Here is a 21,466-nt window from a genome sequence, read left to right as displayed (position 1 = left end):
TTTCAGCCGTCCCAGGCGGGCAGGTAGGCGCCGAGGAGGGCGAGCACCAGCACCCACGCGGCGAGCGTCACCGCGGCGGCCCCCACGCGCGGCAGCAGCCGACCGTCGTCCTCGGCTGCCGCGGCGGATCTCCTCGGGGTCGGAACCCGGGCGCCGGACAGGGCGGTGGCGTACGCCGTTACCGGGGGCGCCGGCTGCGGGCGCTCCGGCTCCCCGGAAATCCCCTCCGCCGGGCGGGAGGACTCCATGGATCCCCGCTCCGGCGCGCCGCACCCGGGTGCGCTGCGGGTGGGCGGGGCGGTCGGACGGGGTCGGCCGTCGGCGTGCTGGGCGAGGCCCTGGAGGAAGCGCCGGTAGGCCTCGCGGCGCTTGCCCGTCGGTGTGGTGCGTCCCGACTCCCAGGAGCGGACGGTGGCCGGCCGGACTCCGAAGGCGAGGGCCACCTGGTGGGGCGTCAGGCCCCATGCCTCACGGAGCCTGCGGCGTTCCACGGGCTCGGGGAGGAGAGGGCGGCGGGTCGTGGGGCGGGCCGACGGCCGGGACAGGGTGTGCGAAGTCTTCATACCCGTAGGACAATCCGCCCGGTCGTCCGTGACGAGGACGGTCGCGGATTCACCCGTATGCGCAAACGCCGCTGGTGCGGGCCCTGCGGCGGCCCGGCGGTTCACGGCCGGGGCGCCGCCCGCGACGTCCCCGGCGCCGGCCCGGCCGGCCGAAGGGGGCCCGGGGCGCCCCGCCCCGGTTCAGGCGGGGTGATGCGGTGGGGGCTTCGCGGGTGGCGGGTCGTGTTCGGGCAGCAGGCCCAGGATGTCGAGGAGGGTGTGGAGGTCGGCGCGGTCGGTGGCGTGGGCGGCGACGGCCCTGCGGGCCGCCGCGCGGTCGCCCTTTCCGAACGGGGCGAGCAGGGACGGGTCGTCACAGGCGAAGGGGTCCTTCATTCCGCTGATGCGACCAGGCTCCCGGCCGATCCGCAGCCCGGCTTGCTCCACTTGGCCGCCGGTGCCGCCCCGCGCTCGGGTCAGGCCGCGCCGTCGGCAGGTGCGGCAACGCTGAAGATCCGGTCCAGGTGGTGGTTCAGTACGCCGACGGCCGATGCCGGTTCGCGTTGGCCGACGAGGATGCTGGTGCCCATCGTCGCGGTCATGGCGAGCAGGCTGACCGCCTCCGTACGGGCGTCGGCGCCGGGATCGGCCAGGCCCGCGGCCTGCGCCTTTTCGATCAGGCCGGTCAGGGCGTTCTCGGCGGCGTCGGGGTTCGCGATGAACGGCTGGGCGGCCAGCGCCTCGTCGGTCACCGAGAGGATCGCGTAGGAGGTGTAGAGGAGGTGGAACGTGCGGCTCTCGTCGTCCGTGGGGAGCGAGGCCAGCAGGAGTGCTTCCACGGTCGTCCGGGGGCCCGGGTCGGGGCCGACGGCGGCGAGTCGGGCGCCGACGCGTGCGGTGAACCGCTCGGTCAGGTGCTGGAGCCCGTAGAAGAGCAGGTTCTCCTTGGTCTGGAAGTAGTACTGCACGAGTCGGAGGGAGACGCCCGCCTCGGCTGCCACGTCACGCATGCCGACGGCGTGCAGACCCTGACGGCCGGCGACCCGGATGAGCGCCTCGGCGAGCTGGGTGCGGCGTTCCTCGTGGTCCACGCGCTTCGGCATGTGCAGGGTCTCCGCCCGTCGGTGGTGACCGGACCACGGCCGGCCCGGAATCTTCATGGTACCGCCGTACCATCAATATGGTACGTTCGTATCACGAAGAACGGATCTTCCCGGAGGTGCCCCGTGCCCGAGACCACGACGACCACGACCTCGACCCGACCGCGTCGCGACGTCGGCCGCTACGTGAACGACACCTTGCGCGACCGGTACTTCGCCGCCTGCGACGCGCTCTACGCACTCGGAGCCCCGGCCCGCTCCGAGACGGACGTGGAGACCGCCTTCGGCACCACGCGCGTGTACCGGTACGGGCCCGCCGACCCCGCCGCCGAGTCCCGTACGCCGGTCGTCCTGATCCACGGCGCGGGCTACTGCAGTGCCATGTGGTACCCCAACACCCCCGGGCTCAGCGCCGAACGCCCCGTCTACGCGCTCGACACTCCCGGCGACGCGGGCCGCAGCCTCCACCGCGAGCCGATGTGGCAGCCGGAGCGCGCCGCGCAATGGCTCGACGAGGCCCTCGACGCGCTCGGTCTCGACCGCGTCCACCTCGTCGGCTCCTCCTACGGCGGCTGGCTGGTCCTCAACCAGGCCCATCGCAGGCCCGGCCGGATCGCCTCCGTCACCGCCCTCGACCCCGGCGGCCTGGAGCGGGTGGGGCTGCGCTTCTTCGCCTGGGTCTTCGTGAGCCTCTTCGCCAGCTTCGCGCCCAAGGCTCTCCGGCCCCGCCTGGCCGCCTGGTTGGAGCAGCCGGTACTCGTCGTCCCCGAGCTCCGTAAGTTCGTGCAGACCGGCGCCCGGGCGTTTCGGATACGCCGCCCGGCGCCGCTCCCGCTGGCCGAGGACGCGCTGCGTTCCATCCGCACCCCGCTCTACCTGATCATGGGCAAGCGCAGCCTGCTCGTGCACCCGCAGCGCCAGTTGGAGCGGGTGCCGCGGCTGGTCCCGGGTGCCCGGGCCGAGATCATCGCCGCGACCGGACACGGGCCCCAGATCGACCACCCCGACGTGGTCAACGCCCGGATGCTGGCCTTCATGGAGGGCGTCGACACCCTCGACCCGCACCACGGCCGCGTCGAGGGCTGACCCGGCGCGGCGGACGCCCGACGACGTGCGCCTCGGGAGCCGGTCGGGCCCCTGGAGCACCCTCAGATGATGTGGATGCGCTCCAGGGCGCCGGCCGTGTCCCGGATCATCAGGTCGTTGCCCTTGGCCCGCTCGCGCTCGATGAAGCCGAGGAGCAGGACCGCCCGGTTGATGACGTCGGACTTGCTGACGCCGCTCTCCGCCGTGAGCTCGGAGACGATGGTGACCGCCGGCGGGCAGAGGGTCACCGAGTAGCGCTCGCTGTCGGGATGGGAGGGGAGCTGGTCCATGGGATTGCCTTCCGATCGAGGGACGTGCGCACCAATGCTGCACCAAAGGCGTGCGCATCCGCACCGGATTTACGGCAGATCCGCGCGCTGCTGCACCAAGGCCGAGGAAGAGGACAGAAGCTGACCGCTTCCCTCGGCAGCATGGCGGCATGCAGAAGACCTCAGCGCGCTTGCTGTCCCTGCTCTCCCTCCTCCAGGCACGCCGGGACTGGCCGGGCGCCCTCCTGGCGCAACGGCTGGACATCAGCCCGCGCACCGTGCGCCGCGACGTCGACCGGCTGCGCGAACTCGGCTATCCCGTGGTCGCCTTCAAGGGCCCCGACGGCGGCTACCGGCTCGACGCCGGCGCCGAACTGCCGCCGCTGCTGTTCGACGACGAGCAGGCCGTCGCCCTCGCGGTCGCCCTCCAGAGCGCCGCGGGCAGCGGCGCGGGCACCGAGGAGGCCGCGGCGCGTGCGCTGACCACCGTCCGCCAGGTCATGCCCGCCCGACTGCGCCACCGCATCGACGCGCTCCGGATCACCGCCGTGCAACAGCCCGACGCCGGTACGGACGCCGTCGCCGGGGGCGTGCTCGTGACGCTCGGCGCAGCCGTCCACGCCCAGGAGGTCCTCCGCTTCGACTACGCGACGCCGGGCCTGACGGAGGAGGGACCCGGACGGCCCCCGGCCGCGAATCCGCCGCGCCGCGCGGAGCCGCACCACCTCGTGACCCGAGCGGGCCGCTGGTACCTCGTCGCCTGGGACCTCGACCGCGAGGACTGGCGCACCTTCCGCGTGGACCGGATCACCCCGCGCATCCCCACGGGGCCCCGCTTCGCCCGGCGGGAGCTACCCGGCGGCGCCGACGTGGCCGCGTTCGTCGCGGGCCGCTTCAGGGGGGCGGGCGACTCGGGGGAGTGGCCCTGCCGCGGCGAAGTGATCCTCGACCTGCCCGCTTCCGTGGTTTCCCGCCACGTCCGCGACGGCCTCGTCGAGGCGCTCGGCCCCGACCGCTGCCGGCTCGCCCTCGGGTCCTGGTCGTGGTCCGGCCTGGCGTCCCTCATCGGCAGGTTCGACGCCGACATCGAGGTGATCGCGCCACCGGAACTGCGAGAGGCCTTCGCCCGCCTGGCCCGCCGCTACGCCGCCGCCGCAGGACCCGTAGCGGCCGCCCACGTGGCGCGTGGAGGCGAAGGGGAGTCAGCCCGCTGATCGGCGGGTAGTCGTCTTTCGAACGGATTCGGAACGGCGGCGGTCAGGGGGTCGCGCACATGTCCCGGAGCAAGGTTCCCGACTACGTGACCGGCAGGCACGGGCCGCACTGGACGCATTCCCTGCGCGCGGCCCAGCGGGCGGGGGCCGTGATCATCGCCGACGATTCCGGCGAGCCCGTCCGCTACGCCCGGGCGGATGGCGGCCCGGGCCGCTTCCGCCCCTGGGTCGACGCCCACGGCACCCGCTACGACAGCCACGACGTCCACCCCGAGTGGTGACGCCCCGCGCGCGGCCACCGAGCACGACCCTCCGCCGGGGTCAGCGGTCCTGCGAGCGGTACGCGCGCATCGCCAGGGGCATGAACACCACCGCGATGCCCACGGCCCAGACCAGGGACCACATGATCGGCCGGCCCGCCGGGGTCCCCAGCAGGAGCCCGCGAACGGCGTCCGACAACTGCGTGACGGGGTTGACCTCCACCCATGCCTGGAGCCAACCGGGCATGGTGTCGACCCGGGCGAAGGCGCTGCTGGTGAACGTGATCGGGAAGATGAAGGTGAACGCGTAGACCTGCACCTTCTCCGGGTCGCCCGCCAGCATCCCGATGAGCACCGCCGTCCACGAGACGGCGGCGGCGAACACCAACAGCAGCGCGGCCGCACCGAGGAACCCGGCGAAACCCCCGGTGACGTGGAAGCCCAGCAGCACCCCCAGGGCGATCATCAGGACCATCGCCCACAACTGCTTGACCAGGTCGGCCGCTATGCGCCCGAACAACGGCGCCGACCGGGCGATCGGCAGACTGCGCAGCCGGTCGAAGACGCCCTTCGTGAGGTCCGTGTTCAGGGACATGGCCGTGTACGTGCTCATGAAGAGGGTGTTCTGGACGATGATCCCCGCGAGCGCGTACTGGAGGTAGTCCTGCGGGGACCCCGCCATCTGCCCGCCGAAGACATAGGTGAACAGGAACACGAACATGATCGGCGTGATGCTGTAGTCGACGAGCTCCAACGGGTTGTGCTTGACCGATACGAGGCTGCGCCACGCCATGGTGGCGGTCTGCCGCACGGCGGCCGGCGGGCGCACCCGGCCGCCGCGGCCGATGCTCCGATCGATCGGCGTACTGGTCATGACGGGTTCACCGTCCTCACGGGCGTGCCGTCGGCGTCCGTGGTGGCTTCCTCCGTGCGGACGGAACCCGGGCCGCCGTCACCGGGCTCCGTGTCCCGCGCCGAACCGCCGGGCTGCGCGCGGTGGCCGGTCAGTGCCATGAACACCTCGTCGAGCGAGGACCGTCGAAGGGTGAGCTCGCCGACCTCGATACCGGCCCGGTCCAACCGGCGCACGACCGCCGGCATCAGCGCCGGGTCGGTGACGGGCACCGTGATCCCGTCGCCCTCGATCTTGGTCTGGGGCCCCGCCTGCTCCGCGATCAGGGCGTGCGCCGCATCCAGATCGGCGGCCCGGGCCGGCCGCAGCTCCAGCACCTGACCACCGACCTGCGACTTCAGCTCGTCCGGGGTGCCGTCGGCGATCACCGTTCCCTTGTCGATCACCACGATGTGGTCGGCGAGTCGGTCGGCCTCGTCCAGGTACTGGGTGGTCAACAGCGTCGTCATGCCCTCGGCGACCAGGATCCGCAGCATGTCCCACACCTCGCCGCGGCTGTGCGGGTCGAGGCCGGTGGTCGGCTCGTCGAGGAAGAGGACCTGCGGTCTCCCGACGAGGCTGGCCGCGAGGTCCAGGCGCCGCCGCATCCCTCCCGAATAGGTTTTGGCGGCCCGTCCCGCCGCGTCGGTCAGGTGGAACCGGTCGAGGAGTTCGGCGGCCCGGGCGCGGGCGTCACCGCGCGGCATGCCGAGCAACCGGCCGATCATGAGGAGGTTCTCCGTGCCGGTCAGGTTCTCGTCCACCGCCGCGTACTGGCCGGTGAGCCCGATCAGGGACCGGACCCGGCCCGCCTCCCGCACCACGTCGTACCCGCCGACCTCGGCGCGTCCCGCGTCGGGCAGGAGCAGCGTGGCGAAGACGCGGACCGCGGTCGTCTTGCCGGCGCCGTTGGGACCCAACAGTCCGCACACCGTCCCGGCCGGGACCTCCAGGTCGATGCCGGTGAGCGCGCGCGTCTCCTTGAACCGCTTGGCCAGTCCCTGGGCCCGGATCGCGTGCCTCATGAGATCACCTGATTTCCCCGCGGGAAGGGCGGACGGTTCCTCCCACTGTGACCCATGCCACCGACAGCGCGCCTCCCGCCGGGTGGGCCCCGGACTTCAGGCCCGCGGACGCCGCCGGCGCAACGCGGTGTGCGCGAGGCAGCCGACCGCCGCGCCGACCACGTACCAGAACAGATCGGGGGCGTTGAAGGTGGAACCGAGTACGAGGCGGGCGATGACGCTGCGCCGGGACAACTCCGCCGGCACCGGGCCGAGTTGCAGGAACTCGACCGCACAACTCGCGGCCAGGGCCACCGCGGCCGCCCGCAGGGGCGTCACCCGCGGGGCGACCAGGACGACGAGCGTGAGCAGGAGGACGGTGTACAGCGCGTCCCCGCCGTACTTCGCGACGTCCCCGCCGGCCACCGCCCTGAGCCCCAGACCCGCACCGACGGTCGCCGACGCGGCCAGGGCCGCTGCCGCACGGGTCCACGCCGGGTCGGCGACGGCGGGGAGGTCGGGGCTGATGGACGTGGAGATCACGGGCCCATCCTGCCGGACGCCCGCCTTCGTACGTCTCCCGGATGGGCGGCCCCGCCTCAGTGACGGCCCCTCCACCGGGCGAGGAGCTCGGCGGGAGTCCGCGGCGAGGGGTTGCGTTCGGCGGGCCACTCCTCCTGCGGCGTGAGCGGGACGTTCGGCATGAGGTAACGCATGCCGTCCTTCTCCAACACGCACAAGGGCTCGCCGCCCGGGACGTCGGGACGTTCGAGACGGATCAGGAACGGCTGCGGGCCGGCGCCCGCGATCTCACCCCGCAGGAGGGTGGCCTCCGTGCGGCTCGTCCGCCCCGAGCACACGGTCTTCCCGTCGACGAGGACCTCGGCGTATCGGTGTCGGAGGTCCCGGACGACGGTGATCGAGTGTCCGTCCTGGTCCAGGTGGAAACGGTGACGGTCCACCACGACGACCTCCCGGGGGATGTGACTGCCACCAGCCTAGAACGCCCCGGGTCGCCCCACCCGCCGGTCAGCCGCCCCCGGCGCCGCTCGGCCCCCGGCGGCGACCTCTGCGCCCGCTACCGAGCGGGACAAAAGCCGCGGGCGGCGCGGGCTGCCTCCGGATCAGTAGCGCACTGCCCTGGCGGTCTCGGCCTTCGCCGTGCCCGCCAGCTTGTGCGTGCTGCGGGCGCTGCCCTGCCCCGTGCCGTTGCCCGCGACATCGGAGACGGTCACCACGACCGTGTCGAGCCGGTTGCCGCTCTCGTCCTTGTAGTCGACCTGCACCGCGAACGACTTCGTCGAGGCGTCGGTGTTCTTCACGGTCACCGGGACGACCGTGTACCCCTCGCCGTCGGTCGACACCGTGCCCAGCGTCACCTCGTCCTTGGCGTCCACACCGTTCTTGATCTCGGCGAACTTGTCCTGGGCCACCGCCGCCGCCGACGACGCGGCGTCCGCGGCGGCGGACGCCGCGGAGGACACCTTGGCCCCGGCCGATTGCACGGCCGACGCCGCCTTCGACGCGGCGTCCGACGCCGAGCCCGACCCGTCGGAACAGCCCGCCGTGCCGCAGATCGCCATCACGACCACCGTACCCGCCGCCAGACCACGCCTCACCACGACCACCAGCCTCTCCACGACACTCTGCTTGCCGCCCATCCAACGTCCCCCCGTGCCCGGACCCGGGCCGACCCGGCGGCGCAACCGGGTGAACGCCGCACCGCCGGCCGCGACGGACGGTGTCGTACGGGTGGCTCAGCCGCCGTGCCGGGGCCGGGCTCCGGGCACGGGACGGGTGGCCGGGTCCGGGTCGCGCCACATGGGCCAGAGGGTCGGCCCGTTGCCCGGTAGCCGGATCTCACCCGTGACGCGGAATCCGAGCCCCTCGTAGAAGGGGACGTTGGCGGGCTTGCTCGACTCCAGGTACGCCGGTTGCCCGAGCCGGTCGCAGTCGGCGAGCTGCTGGCGGACCAGGGCGGATCCGACGCCCGCCCCTTGGACCACCGGGTCGCATCCCAGCGTCGGCAGGTACCAGTGCGGGACGTCGGGATGCGCCTCGTGCATCGTGTTCTGCACCTGCGCGGCGCGCCCCAGCCCACCCGGGCCGAAAACGCGTACGTACGAGGGCATGGCGGCCAGCTCCCGTACCGAGGTGGTCCTCCACCGCCCCGGCGCCGACCACAGCGCGGCCCCCAACAACCGCCCGTCGCCGGTCGCGGCCACCCGGACCCCGCCCGCACGCGGCCGCTGCTGCCGCTGGGCGCACCTGAACCAGCGGGCGACCCTCTCCTCCCGGTCGGCCGGTCCGGGGATCAGCCACGCCATGACGGGATCCTCGTCGAAGGCTCGGGCGAGCAGCGTGGCGACCGCGCCCGCCTCGGACCGTCCCGCGCACCGGATCCCGTACCCGGCGGACAGCAGTGCTGCGCGTGCGTTCATGGGGCCACGGTAGGGAGTGCGCCCGCTCGCCCCCGCCGTGCGCGCAGGGACACGCCGGACCGCCACCCGAGGTGGCGTTCGGGCGGGTCCGGTGGCAGCGGCCGTCGAAGGCGGCGCTGTTCGGCACGGAAGATCGGATGGGGAGGTACCCGTCGGGCCCGCGGTCGGGGCAGAATCCGCGGTGTGATCATCACCGCGCGCGAACTGAACCGGGCGACCCTCGGCCGCCAATTGCTGCTCGGCCGCGAGCCGCTGTCCGTGCCTGAGGGGGTGCGGCGGGTGGTCGCGCTCCAGGCGCAGGAACCGGCCTCGCCGTACCTGGCCCTGTGGAACCGGCTCACCGACTTCACGCCGACCGAGCTCGACGGCGCGTTCACCGGACGGTCGGTGGTCAAGGCGACCCTGATGCGGATCACCCTGCACGCCGTGCACGCCGAGGACTACCCGGCGTTCCGCGCGGCGATGCAGCCCACCTTGTACGCGTCCCGGCTCGGCTCCCGCTTCGCGGGCGCGGGCCTCACCCCGGCGGACGCCGACGAACTCCTACCGGAGCTGCTGGACTTCGCGCGTCGGCCGCGGACCTCGGCGCAGATGCAGGCCTGGGCCGAGGAGCGGCTCGGTGCGGGGAAGCGGGACGGGGCGTGGTGGGGGCTGAAGGGGTACGCGCCGCTGCACCACGCACCGACGGGAGCCACCTGGTCCTTCGGCCCCCGCCCGTCGTTCGTCGCGGCCGGACCCGCGTCGCAACCACCGACCGGACCCGCCCCCGTACCCGTACCGGCGAGCCGGGAGGCGGAGTCCGGGGCGCTGCGCGCCCTGATCCTGCGCTACCTGGGCGGGTTCGGGCCCGCGTCGATCGCTGACGTGGCGCAGTTCGCCATGGTGCGGCGCACGGCCGTCCGCGCGGCGCTCCGAGACCTGGACGGTCTGGTCGAGCCGCTTCAAGGGCCGGGCGGAGCAGCACTGTTCGACCTCCCGGGCGCCTCCAGGCCGCCCGCCGACACCCCTGCGCCGCCCCGGCTGATGGCGATGTGGGACAGCGTCCTGCTGGCCTACGCCGACCGCGGCCGGGTCATACCCCCGGCCTACCGCCCGCTGGTGATCCGGCGCAACGGCGACGTACTGCCGACCCTGCTGGTGGACGGTCACGTCGCCGGGGTGTGGCGCCCGGTGGACGGCGGCGTCGAGGCCACGGCCTTCCACCCCCTGTCATCCGCCGACTGGGAAGGCCTGGCCGAGGAGGCCCGCTCGCTGACGACCCTGCTCGCCGCCCGCGAGACGACCGTCTACCGCCGCTACCACCACTGGTGGTCGAAGCTGCCCGAAGCCGAGACGCGCCTTTTGCGGGCGTAGCCCGGGCCCGCCACGGGGTGTGCGGCCGGCCGACGGGACCGTACGGGCGCCGTGGCGCACCAGGGCGTCCACCGATCAGCGGCGTACGGGCTATCGGCTCGTGCGGCCGCATCCGCGCAATCCAGGGGTGAACCACCGACCATGACCGGAGCCTTCCCCGACATCGAGGAACTGGCCGCGACCGTGCGCGCCGCCGCCGCCGAGCAGGGCCGAGCCGTCCTGGTCGGCATCGACGGCCCCGGAGCCGCCGGCAAGAGCACCCTTGCCGCACTTCTGGCGGACCGGCTCGGTCCGGCGACCGTCGTCCACATCGACGACTTCTACCTCACCTCGGCCGATCGACACCTCGTCGACGCCGGCGCCATCGCCGCCCACTTCGACCTGCGGCGGCTTCACGAACAGGTACTGCGCCCCGCCGCCGCCGGCGCGGGGGTGAGCTACCAGCGCTACGACTGGGACCGGGACCGCCTCGCCGAGTGGACCGCACTGCCGCCCGGAACGCCCCTCGTGGTGGAAGGCGTCCACGCCCTCCACGCGGACCTGCGCCACCTCTACACCTACCGGGTGTTCTGCGACGCGCCCCGGGACCTGCGGCTGAGCAGGGGGCTCGAACGGGACGGGGAGGAGGCCCGTTCCTTGTGGGTCGACGAGTGGATGCCGGCCGAGGACCGCTACCTCGCCGCCCACACCCCGCACCACTGCGCGGACGTCGTCCTCGGCGGTTGAGGCGGCTCCCGACGGTCGGTCCCGGGCGCCGGGGCAGCGCATCGGGGGATGTGGAACTCCTACGCCGCAGGGGCGGCCGACCCGGTGGTCGACCGCCCCTGCCCGCCGTTCCCCCGCGACGGCCCCGAGGCACCGGCCTTGCGCCGCCGGCGAGGCGTCGGTTTCCGGCGCGGGACCGGTTTCGGGCGCGGCGTCAGCCGGCGGCGAGGCGACCGAACTCCGCCCACTGCGACTCGCCCTCGCTCGCGCAGGTCGAGGTGTAGACGGGACCGAACGAGGCCGGCACGGCGGCGACCGACGAGCAGGTGGACGCGAAGCTCTTGTGCCCGCCCGAGAAGTACTCGCCCTCGACGCCGTCGTGCGCCAGGGCGGCGCCGGCGCCGGCCAGCAGGATGCCCGCGGCCAGGACGGAGGCGGTGAGGGCAGAGCGCATGCGCATGGTTTCTCCCAGGAGGATCATCGGGTGACGCGCCAGGAATGGTGCGCGTCGGGCGGCTCAACGTCACGGAAAGGTCACGGGCAACGCCGCGTCACTCCAATGGCCCGCAGCGTTCCCGACCGCGCCCGCGCCGTCCCTGTCCGCGCGGTTCCCGACGGGCGGTGGGCCCGCGGCTCAGTCCCGCAGCAGCAGCACCAGGGCCGCCAGCACGACGGCCAGGGCCAGCGCGAGGATGCCGTAGGACACCCGGTGGTGTCGGAGGACCGGCAGGAACCGGTCCAGGGCGAAGCGACCCGGTCCGGTGAGGGCGAGGGTGACGGCGGCCGCGGTGATCAGGGACTCGAACTCGACGCCCTCCATGCCGACCACGTCGCCGGTCCACTTGATGGTGATGGCGTTGATCATGATGCCGACGACGGCGGCGGCGGACAGGGGAGTGAGGAGGCCGAAGACGAGTCCCAGGCCGCCCAACGTCTCGGTCAGGCCCGCGATCGCGGCCATGGTTTCGCCGGCCGGGTAGCCGGCCTTGCCGAAGAACATGCCCGTGCCCTTGACGCCGGGGCCGTCGAACCACCGGAACAGCTTCTGGGTTCCGTGGACGAACATGATCGCGCCGAGTACGAGGCGCAGGACGGGCAGGCCGACGTCGTACGGGGTGGTGGTGTTGCCGGTTCCGGCGAGGGGAGCGGCGGGGTAGGCGGTCGTGGCCATCGTGGCCCTTTCTGTCGGGGGAGTGGTGCCAGCCGTGCCCACACTGACGAAGGATCGCCCGAAATGCCCGCTATCCGGATGTGCGAGTCGCCGTCCGTCCTGCCGGACGGCGACCACCGGCCGCCCCGCGGGAGGTCCCCCGGACCCGCCCCGACCACCTCACCCCCGACCACCTCACCCCCGAGGCGTCACACCGATGGCCGCGAACCGCCCCGGCGGCGTCGGATGCTCACCGTGGCCGCGGCTGCCAACAGCATGCCGAGCGCGACGGGGAGGAGCAGGGCGTGCAGCGCCCCGGTGAAGGAGACCAGGGCGACGAGGGGCAGGCCCGCGACCAGGACCGCGGGCGCCGTGCGGAGCCGGGCGAACGCCGGCCGGCCGGCCAGCAGCAGCCCGGCCGCCACCGGTGCCGCCACGCGCAGCCCGTCGAGCGGGTACGGCAACTGCCACCATGTCGACGCGAGGGCCGCCACTGCCACGACGGCCGTCGCGCCGACCGTCACGGCCGCGGTCTTTGGGCGCAGGGCCGGTCGCAGGTCGGGCGGGCAGAGCGCCGGCATCAGTGCCAGCAGGAGCAGTGGCCCGCTGGTGACGGCCGCGAACTCCAGGCCCATCCCGAGCCGCAACGCCATCGCGGCGAACGTGGCGACGGTACCCGCCAGCGCGACCCACGCGCCGGCGCCCCAGCGACCGGTCAGGGCCAACACGGCGCCCACGAGCGTCACGACGGCGCCGGACCCGTGCAGGAACGCGAGGCCGAGCTGTCCGGTCACCCCGACCACCTGGAAGGCGGCGATCACCAGTCGGGTGGAGGACAGGGCGTGCACGCCGACCGCGAGCACCGCGAACGGCGCCACGGCCGCCAGGAACCGTCCGGCGCGTCCCGCCGAGCCCAGTCCGAGCCGCATGCGCAGCGCGTGTCCGGCCACGTCACCGGCCTCGCGCAGCCGCGCCGCGCGGCCCGCGCCCTCGGTGGCCTCGCGGTACGCGTCGGCGATCTCCTCGCCGAACTCCCGGCGGTAGGCCGCCGGGTACAGCTTCATCAGCGCGCTCATGCCGTCACCGCCGAACCGAAGCCGTCGCGCCCGCCCGGTGCGCCGAGCCCCAGGCGGCGGGTCGCCTCCTCGGCGGTCCGCGCGATCCGAGCCGCCTCCGCGGTCAGGACCTGGCGCCCGCGCGGCGCCAACGCGTAGCTGCGCCGCCTGCGCCCGTCGACCACCTCCTCCTCGTGGACGGCGATGAGTTCCTGTTCCAGGAGCCGCTCCAGAGCCCCGTACAGGGTTCCGGTGCGCATCTTCGTGCGGCCTTCCGAGATCTTCTCGACCTCTTGGGCGATGGCGTATCCGTGGCGTGGCGCGTCGGCGATCGCGGTGAGGATCAGCAGGGTCGGCTCGCGCAGTGGTTGTTCGGTCACGATGATCACGATAGCTCGGTCACCGATATATGTCGATGGCCGAGCTATCGCGATTCCCGGCCGGCGGTCCTAGCGGCGGGTGTCCACCACCGCGAGGAGCTTGCCGCTCGTCGGGCTGCGGTCCAGGCGGGCGCCGTCGACCGTCTCGACCAGGAGGTCCAACAACCCCTCCGCCACGGCCGATCGGAGCTCCGGATACCCCGCCAGGAACACCTCCCGCAGCCGGACCGGATCCGTGGCCCCGGTCCGCTCCGCCCGTACGGTCAGCCGCTCGCGCGCGGCGCCGCCGTCGAGGCGGACCTGCAACTCGCCCCGGTGACCGCCCTGCTCCTCCGCCAGCGTGAGGAAGCGGCGGTGGTTGAGGAAGTGCGTCGCCACCCGCATCACGTCACCGGTGCGCCCCCTCAGCTCGAAGCGCGGCGCGTGCCGGCCGCAGGGGCAGCGGCCCGGAACCTCCCGGCCGAGGTCGCCTATCAGGTACCGGCCCAGGTGCTGGCCGCGCCGGGCGTGCGTGGTGAACACCAACCGGCCCGTCTCGCCCGGGGCGACCGGTCGGTCCTCCGTGAGGTCCAGGACCTCCATCGTATGGAGGTCGGCGTGCAGGTGGTGGACGCCACCGGAGCTCTCCGTGCACTGGTACCCCAACGGGCCGAGGTCGGTGCTCCCGTAGGTGATCGAGCGGACGCACTCGATCCCGAACTTCGCCTTCAACGTCCGTTGTTGCTCCGGCGTGAAGTGCTCGCCACCGTAGAAGACCTTGCGCAGGCCCCCGTACGCGCGCAGCGCCTCCTCCTCGGCGTGCAGCAACTGCCACAGGTAGGAGGGCATGCCGAAGAGGGTGTCGGCCCGGTACTCGACGATCGCCCGCGCCGTCGCCCGGTGATCGAGCCCTGCGGACAGCGGCAGTTGGACTCCGCCGAGGCGCTCCAGGACGGAGAAGAAGCTGATGAAGCCGCCGTACATGCCGCCGCAGTAGAACAGGTTGGCCGTACGGTCCCCGACCGGGTCGTAGCCGGCGGCGAGCAGGCCGCGGGCCGCGGCGTGCATCTGGGTGTCGTAGTCGTCGTAGCTGAACACCGACAGGGCCGGCGCGCCGGTGCTGCCGCCGCTGCGGAAGTACAGCTCGGCGTCGGCCCGTGCCGGCTCCCGCACGTCCTCCTTGCCCTGCAACGGGCCCGTGGGCCGCGGCAGGGCGACCGGCCCGGCCAGGTCGTCCAGGCAGGCGGTCGTGGCGAAGCGGACCGGGTCGGTCCGCACGGCCACGCGGCGGCTGTAGCGCTGCAGGGCGTACACGCCGTCGTGCGGCTCGCCCGCGTAGCTCGCCGGCATGGAGCCGACCGGCGTGACGCGGGTGACGCCCGCGGCCAGGACGGTACGGGACAGCTCGGCGATGTCGGACCCGCTGCCCGCGAGGCCCGCGGTCTGAAGGAAGCGCCGCATCGGGCGCAGCGTGGCGATGATCCGTTCGCGGGGCAGCGGCTTGACCCACACGCTGCGGTGCAGCGGTGAGGCGGTGAGCGGGGACCGGGTGTCGGCCATGACCCGCCACGAGCCGTCGGGGGCGGCGAACACCTTGGTCAGCCCGATGTGTTCCTCCAGCCGGGCCACCAGTTCGGTCGTGGTCGTCTCGGCCTCCGCGGCATGGTCCGGCCCGCCTGCCGCCGGAGCGGTCACGGCGGGCGGCCGGGCCGCGAGCGCCCCGGCGAACCGCTCGGCGAACGCGAACACCTCGCCCGCGTCGGCCGTGTCCAGGTAGACCACCTGCGGGCTGGAACAGGCCTGCTGCTCGTGCAGGCACACGTCCCGCGCGAGGGCGTCGAGCGTGCCGGCGTCGGACCAGGCGGCGTCCGTCAGGTAGGCGAACGAGATCCGGTGCCCCCATTCCACCAGCCGACAACCGGCCGGTACGTGCGCCGCCACCCCCTCGACGGCGCCCTCCCCGCCCCACACGGCGACCGCATCCGCGGGCGCGCACATCAGGCGCAACCACTCCTGCCGAGAGGAGGGGAAGCGCAGGACGACGATCCGCGCGGCCACCGCGCCGCTGGGGTCCAAGGCGGCCAGCTCGGCCATCAGGTGTTGGGTCAGCAGGGTGTCGTCGCCGCTGGTCTTGAGGACGTTGACGTTTCCGGCGAGCAGGCCCTCGACGATGCTCAGCGGCGCCACCGTCAGCGCGTTGCCCGGGGCGATGTGGGCGACCATGCCGACCGGCGCCCAGGCCTCGTACACCGTCTCGCGCGGATCGGCCCGGTTCAGCCGGCCCGGAGAGGCGCCGCCCAGTTCGCGGCGCAGCTTGCGGGTCAGCTCGCGCCGGTCGAGGAGGCCGCCGAGTTCGGCCCACAGCGACGGGTCCTCCCCCTCGGGCAGGTGCGCGGCGAGCCGGGCGCGCACCGGGTGGTCCGGGTCGCGCAGGGCGGTGGAGAGGGCGTCGCAGGCGGCCAGCACGGTTCCGGTGTCCAGCACCGAGGCCAGCGCCGACTCGACGGCGGCCGGCAGGCCGTCGAGCAGGCGCCGGGCCTTCTCGTCGTCCACGAAGGCGCCCTGCCAGAAGTGCGGCGCGGACACGGCTTCGTTCAGGGTTCCGGTCCCGGTCCCGGTTCCGGTCCCGGTCTCGTTCGTCTTGGTCATGGTCACACCATTGCCTTCATCAGTTCCGCCGCGGCCACCGCGCAGCTCCGGTTACGGCTCACCCCGGCACGGCCGTGGACGGTGAACCAGGGGGTCGCCAGCTCGCAACCGCAGTCCTCGCCGGGCCGAAGGGAGGCGAGATCGCCCATGACCACGCTCTGCGCCGGCACCGAGGTGATGTACGGCGACACCAGGTGCAGGTAGCCGGGCTCCCCGTACGGCAGCGGCTCCAGCGTGCGGGTGGAACGGATCGTCACCCGGGACCAGACCGGGGCGTGCAGCCGGTGGTGGTCGCACTCGACGTACGGGACGCAGTGCTCCACCGACCCGAACGTGTCCCGGATCCGCTCCCCGGGGATGCCGAGCTGCTCCGTGACGCGGGCGTACAGCTCCTCCTTGCCGATGCGCCGGTCGGCGTGCCCCTTCCAGCCGCCGCCGAGGACCACCAGGGAACCCTCGGGCAGGCGCAGCGGGGGCAGCCCCATGGCCCGCATCCGCTCCAGGGTGAAGAACAGGAAGGCGGGGAAGCCGAGGATGCGCACCGGGGCGTCCTCCCGTTCGAAGCGCCGCAGCGCGGCGACGCAGCCGAACGGGTCGAACTCGTGGTCGCCGCCGGTGTCCCGCAGGGCGTACGCGACACCACGCGCCGGGGCGAAGTCGCACAGGTAGTTGTCGGTGAAGGCGGTGCCCAGGTTCAGCGAGGGCGCCGGCTCGTAGCTGTACAGCAGGTAGTTGACCTCCTGCTCGGGGGTGATCCAGCCGTTGCGCTCGAAGATCCGGGCGACCATGCGCTGCGCGGAGCGGATGGTCCAGCGGTCGAAGAACATCTGCGACTTCTGGCCGGTGGTCCCGGAGGAGGTCAGGTGGAGCTCGACGTCCTCGCGCGGGACGGAGAGCACCTCGTGCCGCTTGAAGAAGTTCGCGTGGACGAGCGGCGCGCGGTACGGCTCCGCCGGGGGAGTGGCCTCGTACACGGAGCGGAAGAAGGGGGAGCGCTCGGCGTGCCAGGCGTTGGTCTCGGCCATGGCGGCGGCGAACAGCTCGTCCTCCGCGGGCCCGTGGGCGTACGGATCGGTCAGGTCGCACAGCCGTTGCACATGCGGCAGGAGGGCCGGGTCGGGTACGGAGACCGGCAAGAGATGGGGGTTCACGGGGCAACCTCGGATGGTGTGGGCAGGTGTGCCGACGCCCAGGCCGACACGTAGCAGTCCAGATAGGGCTGGAGGGGTGGTTCCACGGCGACGCCGCGGAAGTCGATCCGTTCCCCGGAGCGGGACAGGACGGCGTAGTCGTGGAAGCCGTCGCCGTCCGCCCGCATCGCCGGATAGAGGGCCCCGGCGACGAACCCCTGGGACAGGAAGGCCGAGAGGGCCTCTCGGTGCGCGAGTGGCACGAGGGCCTCGATGTAGCCGGCGCCCGCGCGGGCCAGGGCCCGGGTGACGGGTTCGAGGTACCCGGCCGCGGCGGCCGGGTCGGGGTGGACGGTCAACAGGGAGCAGTAGCCGCCGGCTCGGTTGAGGTAGGCGTACACCTCGAACCGGCCGTCCTCGGGGGTGAGCAGTACGTTCGGGGTGTGCAGCGGGTAGAACCAGCCCTCGGAGCCGGGGAACCGCTCGCGGAACCGGCGGCGTACGAAGGCCGGCGCTTCGACCAACTCCAGCCTTTCGAGCGGACCTTGCGGCGCGGTCGCCGGAGCCGGGCCCGCGGCGGCCCGCACGCCCGGGTAGCGGATGCCGAGCGCGCCCTCTGCGGTACGGAGCAACGGCAGCAGCGGAGCCGGTACTTCGGTGACCGGGATCCGGCGCTCCAGCACCCCGGCGGAGTGACGCGCGTAGAGCGCGAGGCTCTCACGGCTGCGCAGATCCACCGCGTTGGGCAGGATGCCGAGAGGGCGGAACCCGTTGCGTGCGACGACGCGCTGCGGACCGGCGCTGACGGTGCGCACGGTCGCGTACACCGAGTCCAGTCGCCCGGTGTCCAGCATCCCGGCGCACAGGGCGTCGGTGAGGGCGGCGGCCAACCCCGTCGAGCGGTGGCCGGGATGGACCGCGATGCCCTCCAGGCGGCCGATGCGACTGCCCGCCTCGCCGTGGACGGCGGCGGACGCGGTCAGGGCCCCGCTACCGGCGCACCGGCCGACGAGCCACAGGGAGTGCGGGTCGGCCATGAGCCGGGCCATTTCCGCCGGGTCCGTACCGAGTGCGACGGGATAGTGCGGACCGTAGACGGCGTAGTAGAGCTGGCGCAGTTCGGCGATGTCCGCCGGACCGGCCCGGGCGATGAGGGGATTCACCGGGCGCCCACGCCGGCGAAGGGGAGGGCGCGCGGGACCGGCGGCCGGCGTCGTACGGGCGGGGCGCTCACGTGGTCGGCCTCTCGTCCAGGACCCGGACGAGCTTGCCCGAGCGCGGATTGACGACGAGGTCGCGGTGACGTGCCCACTCCACGGACAGGGGGTGCACGAACCCGGCGCGCACGCTGTCCGGATACAGCGGCCGTGCGGCCTCCAGCTCCCTGACGACTGCCTCGGCCAGGTCGTCCCGGCCGGTGGACGCCTCGTCGCACGCCACGCCCGGGGCCGTGGCCAACCGCAGGACGAGTCCGTCGCGGCCCTCCCAGCGGCGGACGACGAGCTGCATGCCGACCACACGTCCCGCGGTGTCGGCCGCGGCGACGGCGTCCTGGGCGTCCTGGGTGTGGAGCGACACGGGCCCGACCCGTACGCCCTCCTCGGCGCGGCCGAGGATCCGGAAGTGGCCGGGACCGGTGCCGGTCCACTCGGCGCGGTCACCCGCGGGGTAGCGGATGATCGGCATGAGCCGGCGGAACAGGCTGGTGACGACCACCCGGCCGGGCCGGCCCGGTTCGGTGACGGGCTCACCGGTGCAGTCGTCGAGGATCTCCACGGTCGCGTACGGGGTGAACGCCCGGTGCACCCGGGCGTCGGAGCCGGGGACGGGACGGCCGAGCAGTCCGGCGTCGACGCTCGCGTACCCGAGGGAACGGACCTCGGCGCCGGGGAACGCGGCGCTCAGCAGACGGCGTTGGTCGTCGAAGAGGGCCTCACCACCGAAGAGCAGCAGCTCCACCGCGCCGAGCCGGACGCCGGTCGAGACGACCTGTTCGGCCAACCGGCACAGGGTGGTGGGCGTGCCGGTCAGTACCTGGGCGGCGAGGTCCCGCAGGGTGGGGATCGTCGATTCCAGGGGCGCGCCGCCCCCGATGGGCAGGCGCACGTTGTCCACGGGCGCGTGGGCCAGCGAGTCGAGGACGAAGAGGAAGCTCGCGTACAGCTCCCCCGCGTAGAACAGGTCGGCGACGCGGTGCCCGGGGCGCACGCCCGCGTCGACGAGTCCCTGACCGAAGGAGGTGACGAACGTGCGCCACTCGTCGCGCGTGTAGACGGAGAACTTGGGTGACCCGGTGGTGCCGCCGGTCCGGAAGACCGTGGCCTCACCGAGCGGTCCGGTCAGCACCCGGCTCTTCGGGAGGGTGTTGGCCGCCCAGAACTCCCGCTGGTCGATGACCGGCAGATCACCGAGGCGGTCGACGCGGGGCGGGAGGGACGCGTAGAGGTCCCGGTAGAACGGTGAGTTGTGACGGGCGAAACGTATGAGGTCCGAGAGGTGCAGGGCGGACATGGGCCTTTGCCTGGGTGACGTGGATGGTGGTGATGACGGGAGCGGGAATCCCCCGACGCCCCCGCCGCCTCGACGCACGTCGGGAACTGACGTGCGGTCACGATGATGAAACATCGTCACTCTTGTCACCAAATCGACCAAAGATTTCCGGCCATTGTGGCTAAGGCCCTCAATATTTCCGGAATTGATCGACGGGTCGATCGACCTCGGCCGGCTTCCCGAGTGCCGCCCCGGCCTCCGGGGCCAGGGGAGCGGAGCGGCCGCGGCGCCCATTGCCTCCTGCGAACGGGCCGCGTCCTGACCGGGCGGGGCGCCGAACAGGCGGCGGTACTCGTGGCTGAACCGGGACGGGCTGTCGGACCCCACGGTGTGGCCGATGCTCGCGACGTCCTTGGGACGCGAGGCCGGCGGGAGCCGGGCCTCCTGGAGCCGGATCTGCTTCTGGAACCGGATCGGGCTCATGGCCGTGACGGCCTGGAAGCGACGGTAGGAGGCGGGCGGACTCATCCCGACGAGCCGCGCGACGTCCTCCACCCGGAACGACCTCGCGCGGTTCTCGCGGATCCACTTCACCGCACGGGAGACGGAGACGAGGTCCCTGTCGGCCATGTCGGGCCGACCGGACCCGTGGAACCATGAACGCATGTGGTCACGAACGGTGTTCGGGGACGAGTTGCGGGCCGAGCTGGGAACTCCCAGGCACCCCCGCAGACTGGGCAGCAGCCCTCGCTCGCGCGTGTGGCGCGTCGAGCTGCCGGGGGCGAGGGCGGTGGTCAAGCAGCTCGTCGACGGCCCGGAGGCCGACGACCGCTACGCCCGCGAGGTCACCGGGCTGCGGCTCGCCGCCCGGGCGGCGACTCCCGTGGCGCCCGCGCTCCTGGCCACCGATCCGGCCGCCCGCGTACTCGTACTCGAACACCTGGAGCACCGGCCGCCGCCCGAGGACTGGACCGTCGCCTACGCGGCGGCACTGGCCCGCCTGCACGCCACCACCGGCCCGGCGGACGCCGGGGTTTTGCCCCGTTGGATCGGGCCGGACCGCGCCGACGTCGACTCCTTCCTCGCCCTGGCCGCGACCCTGCGCGTACGGGTCGCCGCCGGCGTCGCGGAAGAGCTCGACGCGCTGGTGGCGCGGCTCGGTCGGGCGTCCGGACACGCCCTGCTGCACGGCGACCCCTGTCCCGGGAACGACCTCCACACCTCCATCGGCACCCGGTTCGTCGACTTCGAACAGGCCTCGCTGGGCAGCGGCTTGATGGAGTTGGCCTACCTCCGCATCGGATTCCCCACCTGCTGGTGCGTCACCGCGGCGCCGGCGCCGCTGCTGGAACGTGCGGAGAACGCCTACCTCGGGGCATGGCACGCCGCGACCGGTGCGGAGTTCGGGGACGCCGAGCTCCGGGACGGCCTCGCCGACGCCTGCGTCGGGTGGCTGCTGCGCGGCGACGCGCTCGTGGAGCGGGCACGCCGCGAGGGCGCCGACCACCTGGCCCGGGTACCGCACCGGGACTGGAAGTGGGGCACGGTGACGGCCCGCCAACGGCTCGTCCACCGGCTCGGGGTGGTCGCCCGGACGACCGCCGGTCACCCCGCGCTCGGCGGTGTCGGCGGCTTGACCAGCGCCATGCGGGACCAGGCCCTCGCCCGGTGGCCCGCGCTGCGGCCGGTGCCGACAAAACGGCCGTAGCGGTCGCGGCCACGGCAGTCCATGATCCCCCGTCCGAAATTCCGTGCTCGTTGCTCTCT

23 protein-coding genes and 2 pseudogenes are annotated in these 21,466 nt (G+C 73.4%); 6 read left to right on the top strand and 19 right to left on the bottom strand.

Annotated elements, in window-relative coordinates; all coding sequences use genetic code 11:
* Nucleotides 1-2: 2 nt before the first annotated feature.
* The 3 genes from ACFY0I_RS03875 to ACFY0I_RS03865 all read right to left on the bottom strand — a co-directional run bounded on the left by ACFY0I_RS03875 (nucleotide 3) and on the right by ACFY0I_RS03865 (nucleotide 1,645).
* Nucleotides 3-563: a helix-turn-helix domain-containing protein gene (locus tag ACFY0I_RS03875; protein WP_388889726.1), complete on the bottom strand. Its 561-nt coding sequence runs from the start codon at nucleotides 561-563 to the stop codon at nucleotides 3-5.
* Between the two features lie 180 nt (nucleotides 564-743).
* Nucleotides 744-938, bottom strand: coding sequence for a hypothetical protein (locus ACFY0I_RS03870; RefSeq protein ID WP_388889723.1), 195 nt, complete (start codon nucleotides 936-938; stop codon nucleotides 744-746).
* 80 nt (nucleotides 939-1,018) lie between these two features.
* Entirely contained in the window at nucleotides 1,019-1,645 is a 627-nt protein-coding gene (locus tag ACFY0I_RS03865) for a TetR/AcrR family transcriptional regulator (protein WP_388889720.1), read from the bottom strand.
* Nucleotides 1,646-1,768: 123 nt separating this feature from the next.
* Between ACFY0I_RS03865 and ACFY0I_RS03860 the strand changes: the two genes are divergently transcribed.
* The gene (locus ACFY0I_RS03860) at nucleotides 1,769-2,728 is read left to right on the top strand and encodes an alpha/beta fold hydrolase (protein ID WP_388889717.1); all 960 of its coding nucleotides are present in this window, start codon (nucleotides 1,769-1,771) and stop codon (nucleotides 2,726-2,728) included.
* A gap of 62 nt (nucleotides 2,729-2,790) precedes the next feature.
* Here ACFY0I_RS03860 and ACFY0I_RS03855 read toward each other — a convergent pair whose 3' ends face one another.
* Complete coding sequence (locus tag ACFY0I_RS03855; protein WP_385576832.1) at nucleotides 2,791-3,018, bottom strand: hypothetical protein; 228 nt, start codon at nucleotides 3,016-3,018, stop codon at nucleotides 2,791-2,793.
* 149 nt (nucleotides 3,019-3,167) lie between these two features.
* On the opposite strand from ACFY0I_RS03855, the gene ACFY0I_RS03850 reads away from it, so the two are divergent.
* Both ACFY0I_RS03850 and ACFY0I_RS03845 read left to right on the top strand, forming a co-directional pair.
* Nucleotides 3,168-4,211 (top strand): helix-turn-helix transcriptional regulator, encoded by a 1,044-nt coding sequence (locus ACFY0I_RS03850; protein WP_388889714.1) that lies wholly within the window; start codon nucleotides 3,168-3,170, stop codon nucleotides 4,209-4,211.
* Between the two features lie 59 nt (nucleotides 4,212-4,270).
* Nucleotides 4,271-4,492 carry a hypothetical protein gene (locus ACFY0I_RS03845; protein ID WP_388889711.1) on the top strand — a complete coding sequence of 74 codons (222 nt, stop codon included), beginning with the start codon at nucleotides 4,271-4,273 and terminating at the stop codon, nucleotides 4,490-4,492.
* A 40-nt stretch (nucleotides 4,493-4,532) separates the two neighbouring features.
* On the opposite strand, the gene ACFY0I_RS03840 is transcribed toward ACFY0I_RS03845, so the two are convergent.
* From ACFY0I_RS03840 to ACFY0I_RS03815, 6 genes and pseudogenes are all read right to left on the bottom strand, one after another.
* Nucleotides 4,533-5,345 (bottom strand): ABC transporter permease, encoded by an 813-nt coding sequence (locus ACFY0I_RS03840; RefSeq protein WP_388889709.1) that lies wholly within the window; start codon nucleotides 5,343-5,345, stop codon nucleotides 4,533-4,535.
* A gap of 143 nt (nucleotides 5,346-5,488) precedes the next feature.
* Nucleotides 5,489-6,388 (bottom strand): annotated as a pseudogene (locus ACFY0I_RS03835) (ATP-binding cassette domain-containing protein); the annotation flags it as partial.
* 96 nt (nucleotides 6,389-6,484) lie between these two features.
* The gene (locus ACFY0I_RS03830; protein WP_388890647.1) at nucleotides 6,485-6,907 is read right to left on the bottom strand and encodes a DUF2809 domain-containing protein; all 423 of its coding nucleotides are present in this window, start codon (nucleotides 6,905-6,907) and stop codon (nucleotides 6,485-6,487) included.
* 59 nt (nucleotides 6,908-6,966) lie between these two features.
* The gene (locus tag ACFY0I_RS03825) at nucleotides 6,967-7,332 is read right to left on the bottom strand and encodes a hypothetical protein (RefSeq protein ID WP_388889707.1); all 366 of its coding nucleotides are present in this window, start codon (nucleotides 7,330-7,332) and stop codon (nucleotides 6,967-6,969) included.
* A gap of 159 nt (nucleotides 7,333-7,491) precedes the next feature.
* The gene (locus tag ACFY0I_RS03820) at nucleotides 7,492-8,028 is read right to left on the bottom strand and encodes a hypothetical protein (RefSeq protein ID WP_388889704.1); all 537 of its coding nucleotides are present in this window, start codon (nucleotides 8,026-8,028) and stop codon (nucleotides 7,492-7,494) included.
* Nucleotides 8,029-8,124: 96 nt separating this feature from the next.
* Nucleotides 8,125-8,808: a GNAT family N-acetyltransferase gene (locus tag ACFY0I_RS03815; protein WP_388889702.1), complete on the bottom strand. Its 684-nt coding sequence runs from the start codon at nucleotides 8,806-8,808 to the stop codon at nucleotides 8,125-8,127.
* 183 nt (nucleotides 8,809-8,991) lie between these two features.
* Here ACFY0I_RS03815 and ACFY0I_RS03810 point away from each other — a divergent pair, with 183 nt between their 5' ends.
* Together ACFY0I_RS03810 and ACFY0I_RS03805 are read left to right on the top strand one after the other, a co-directional pair.
* Entirely contained in the window at nucleotides 8,992-10,161 is a 1,170-nt protein-coding gene (locus ACFY0I_RS03810; protein ID WP_388889699.1) for a winged helix DNA-binding domain-containing protein, read from the top strand.
* 141 nt (nucleotides 10,162-10,302) lie between these two features.
* Nucleotides 10,303-10,887, top strand: coding sequence for a uridine kinase (locus ACFY0I_RS03805; RefSeq protein ID WP_388889697.1), 585 nt, complete (start codon nucleotides 10,303-10,305; stop codon nucleotides 10,885-10,887).
* 193 nt (nucleotides 10,888-11,080) lie between these two features.
* Here ACFY0I_RS03805 and ACFY0I_RS03800 read toward each other — a convergent pair whose 3' ends face one another.
* The 9 genes and pseudogenes from ACFY0I_RS03800 to ACFY0I_RS03760 form a co-directional block, all read right to left on the bottom strand.
* The gene (locus tag ACFY0I_RS03800) at nucleotides 11,081-11,326 is read right to left on the bottom strand and encodes a hypothetical protein (RefSeq protein WP_388889694.1); all 246 of its coding nucleotides are present in this window, start codon (nucleotides 11,324-11,326) and stop codon (nucleotides 11,081-11,083) included.
* 174 nt (nucleotides 11,327-11,500) lie between these two features.
* The gene (locus ACFY0I_RS03795) at nucleotides 11,501-12,037 is read right to left on the bottom strand and encodes a DoxX family protein (RefSeq protein WP_388889691.1); all 537 of its coding nucleotides are present in this window, start codon (nucleotides 12,035-12,037) and stop codon (nucleotides 11,501-11,503) included.
* Nucleotides 12,038-12,225: 188 nt separating this feature from the next.
* Nucleotides 12,226-13,092, bottom strand: a complete 867-nt coding sequence (locus tag ACFY0I_RS03790; RefSeq protein ID WP_388889689.1) for a hypothetical protein — start codon at nucleotides 13,090-13,092, stop codon at nucleotides 12,226-12,228.
* Nucleotides 13,089-13,451 carry a PadR family transcriptional regulator gene (locus tag ACFY0I_RS03785; RefSeq protein WP_388889687.1) on the bottom strand — a complete coding sequence of 121 codons (363 nt, stop codon included), beginning with the start codon at nucleotides 13,449-13,451 and terminating at the stop codon, nucleotides 13,089-13,091. The genes ACFY0I_RS03790 and ACFY0I_RS03785 overlap by 4 nt, the downstream gene beginning before the upstream one ends.
* Before the next feature lie 69 nt (nucleotides 13,452-13,520).
* Nucleotides 13,521-16,079, bottom strand: coding sequence for an acyl-CoA reductase (locus ACFY0I_RS03780; protein ID WP_388889684.1), 2,559 nt, complete (start codon nucleotides 16,077-16,079; stop codon nucleotides 13,521-13,523).
* A gap of 2 nt (nucleotides 16,080-16,081) precedes the next feature.
* Complete coding sequence (locus ACFY0I_RS03775) at nucleotides 16,082-17,230, bottom strand: acyl-protein synthase (RefSeq protein WP_388889681.1); 1,149 nt, start codon at nucleotides 17,228-17,230, stop codon at nucleotides 16,082-16,084.
* A complete protein-coding gene (locus ACFY0I_RS03770; protein ID WP_388889679.1) occupies nucleotides 17,227-18,372 on the bottom strand; it encodes a GNAT family N-acetyltransferase in 1,146 nt (381 codons plus the stop codon). The genes ACFY0I_RS03775 and ACFY0I_RS03770 overlap by 4 nt, the downstream gene beginning before the upstream one ends.
* Before the next feature lie 67 nt (nucleotides 18,373-18,439).
* Entirely contained in the window at nucleotides 18,440-19,720 is a 1,281-nt protein-coding gene (locus ACFY0I_RS03765) for a phenylacetate--CoA ligase family protein (protein WP_388890645.1), read from the bottom strand.
* A 246-nt stretch (nucleotides 19,721-19,966) separates the two neighbouring features.
* Nucleotides 19,967-20,329 (bottom strand): annotated as a pseudogene (locus tag ACFY0I_RS03760) (helix-turn-helix transcriptional regulator); the annotation flags it as partial.
* A 34-nt stretch (nucleotides 20,330-20,363) separates the two neighbouring features.
* On the opposite strand from ACFY0I_RS03760, the gene ACFY0I_RS03755 reads away from it, so the two are divergent.
* Nucleotides 20,364-21,407 carry an aminoglycoside phosphotransferase family protein gene (locus ACFY0I_RS03755; protein WP_388889676.1) on the top strand — a complete coding sequence of 348 codons (1,044 nt, stop codon included), beginning with the start codon at nucleotides 20,364-20,366 and terminating at the stop codon, nucleotides 21,405-21,407.
* The last annotated feature ends 59 nt before the right edge of the window (nucleotides 21,408-21,466 follow it).

The organism is Streptomyces sp. NPDC001568 (assembly GCF_042893755.1).
GTDB lineage: Bacteria > Actinomycetota > Actinomycetes > Streptomycetales > Streptomycetaceae > Streptomyces.
Note: the sequence above shows the minus strand (reverse complement) of the source record. Positions and strands in the feature narration are given on the sequence as shown.

What these genes read in the sequence shown, in the direction of transcription:
- ACFY0I_RS03875 (WP_388889726.1), bottom strand. Translation starts at nt 563, where the DNA reads ATGAAGACTTCGCACACCCTGTCCCGGCCGTCGGCCCGCCCCACGACC.
- ACFY0I_RS03870 (WP_388889723.1), bottom strand. Translation starts at nt 938, where the DNA reads ATGAAGGACCCCTTCGCCTGTGACGACCCGTCCCTGCTCGCCCCGTTC.
- ACFY0I_RS03865 (WP_388889720.1), bottom strand. Translation starts at nt 1,645, where the DNA reads ATGCCGAAGCGCGTGGACCACGAGGAACGCCGCACCCAGCTCGCCGAG.
- ACFY0I_RS03855 (WP_385576832.1), bottom strand. Translation starts at nt 3,018, where the DNA reads ATGGACCAGCTCCCCTCCCATCCCGACAGCGAGCGCTACTCGGTGACC.
- ACFY0I_RS03850 (WP_388889714.1), top strand. Translation starts at nt 3,168, where the DNA reads ATGCAGAAGACCTCAGCGCGCTTGCTGTCCCTGCTCTCCCTCCTCCAG.
- ACFY0I_RS03845 (WP_388889711.1), top strand. Translation starts at nt 4,271, where the DNA reads ATGTCCCGGAGCAAGGTTCCCGACTACGTGACCGGCAGGCACGGGCCG.
- ACFY0I_RS03840 (WP_388889709.1), bottom strand. Translation starts at nt 5,345, where the DNA reads ATGACCAGTACGCCGATCGATCGGAGCATCGGCCGCGGCGGCCGGGTG.
- ACFY0I_RS03820 (WP_388889704.1), bottom strand. Translation starts at nt 8,028, where the DNA reads ATGGGCGGCAAGCAGAGTGTCGTGGAGAGGCTGGTGGTCGTGGTGAGG.
- ACFY0I_RS03815 (WP_388889702.1), bottom strand. Translation starts at nt 8,808, where the DNA reads ATGAACGCACGCGCAGCACTGCTGTCCGCCGGGTACGGGATCCGGTGC.
- ACFY0I_RS03805 (WP_388889697.1), top strand. Translation starts at nt 10,303, where the DNA reads ATGACCGGAGCCTTCCCCGACATCGAGGAACTGGCCGCGACCGTGCGC.
- ACFY0I_RS03800 (WP_388889694.1), bottom strand. Translation starts at nt 11,326, where the DNA reads ATGCGCATGCGCTCTGCCCTCACCGCCTCCGTCCTGGCCGCGGGCATC.
- ACFY0I_RS03795 (WP_388889691.1), bottom strand. Translation starts at nt 12,037, where the DNA reads ATGGCCACGACCGCCTACCCCGCCGCTCCCCTCGCCGGAACCGGCAAC.
- ACFY0I_RS03790 (WP_388889689.1), bottom strand. Translation starts at nt 13,092, where the DNA reads ATGAGCGCGCTGATGAAGCTGTACCCGGCGGCCTACCGCCGGGAGTTC.
- ACFY0I_RS03780 (WP_388889684.1), bottom strand. Translation starts at nt 16,079, where the DNA reads ATGACCAAGACGAACGAGACCGGGACCGGAACCGGGACCGGGACCGGA.
- ACFY0I_RS03765 (WP_388890645.1), bottom strand. Translation starts at nt 19,720, where the DNA reads ATGTCCGCCCTGCACCTCTCGGACCTCATACGTTTCGCCCGTCACAAC.
- ACFY0I_RS03755 (WP_388889676.1), top strand. Translation starts at nt 20,364, where the DNA reads ATGTGGTCACGAACGGTGTTCGGGGACGAGTTGCGGGCCGAGCTGGGA.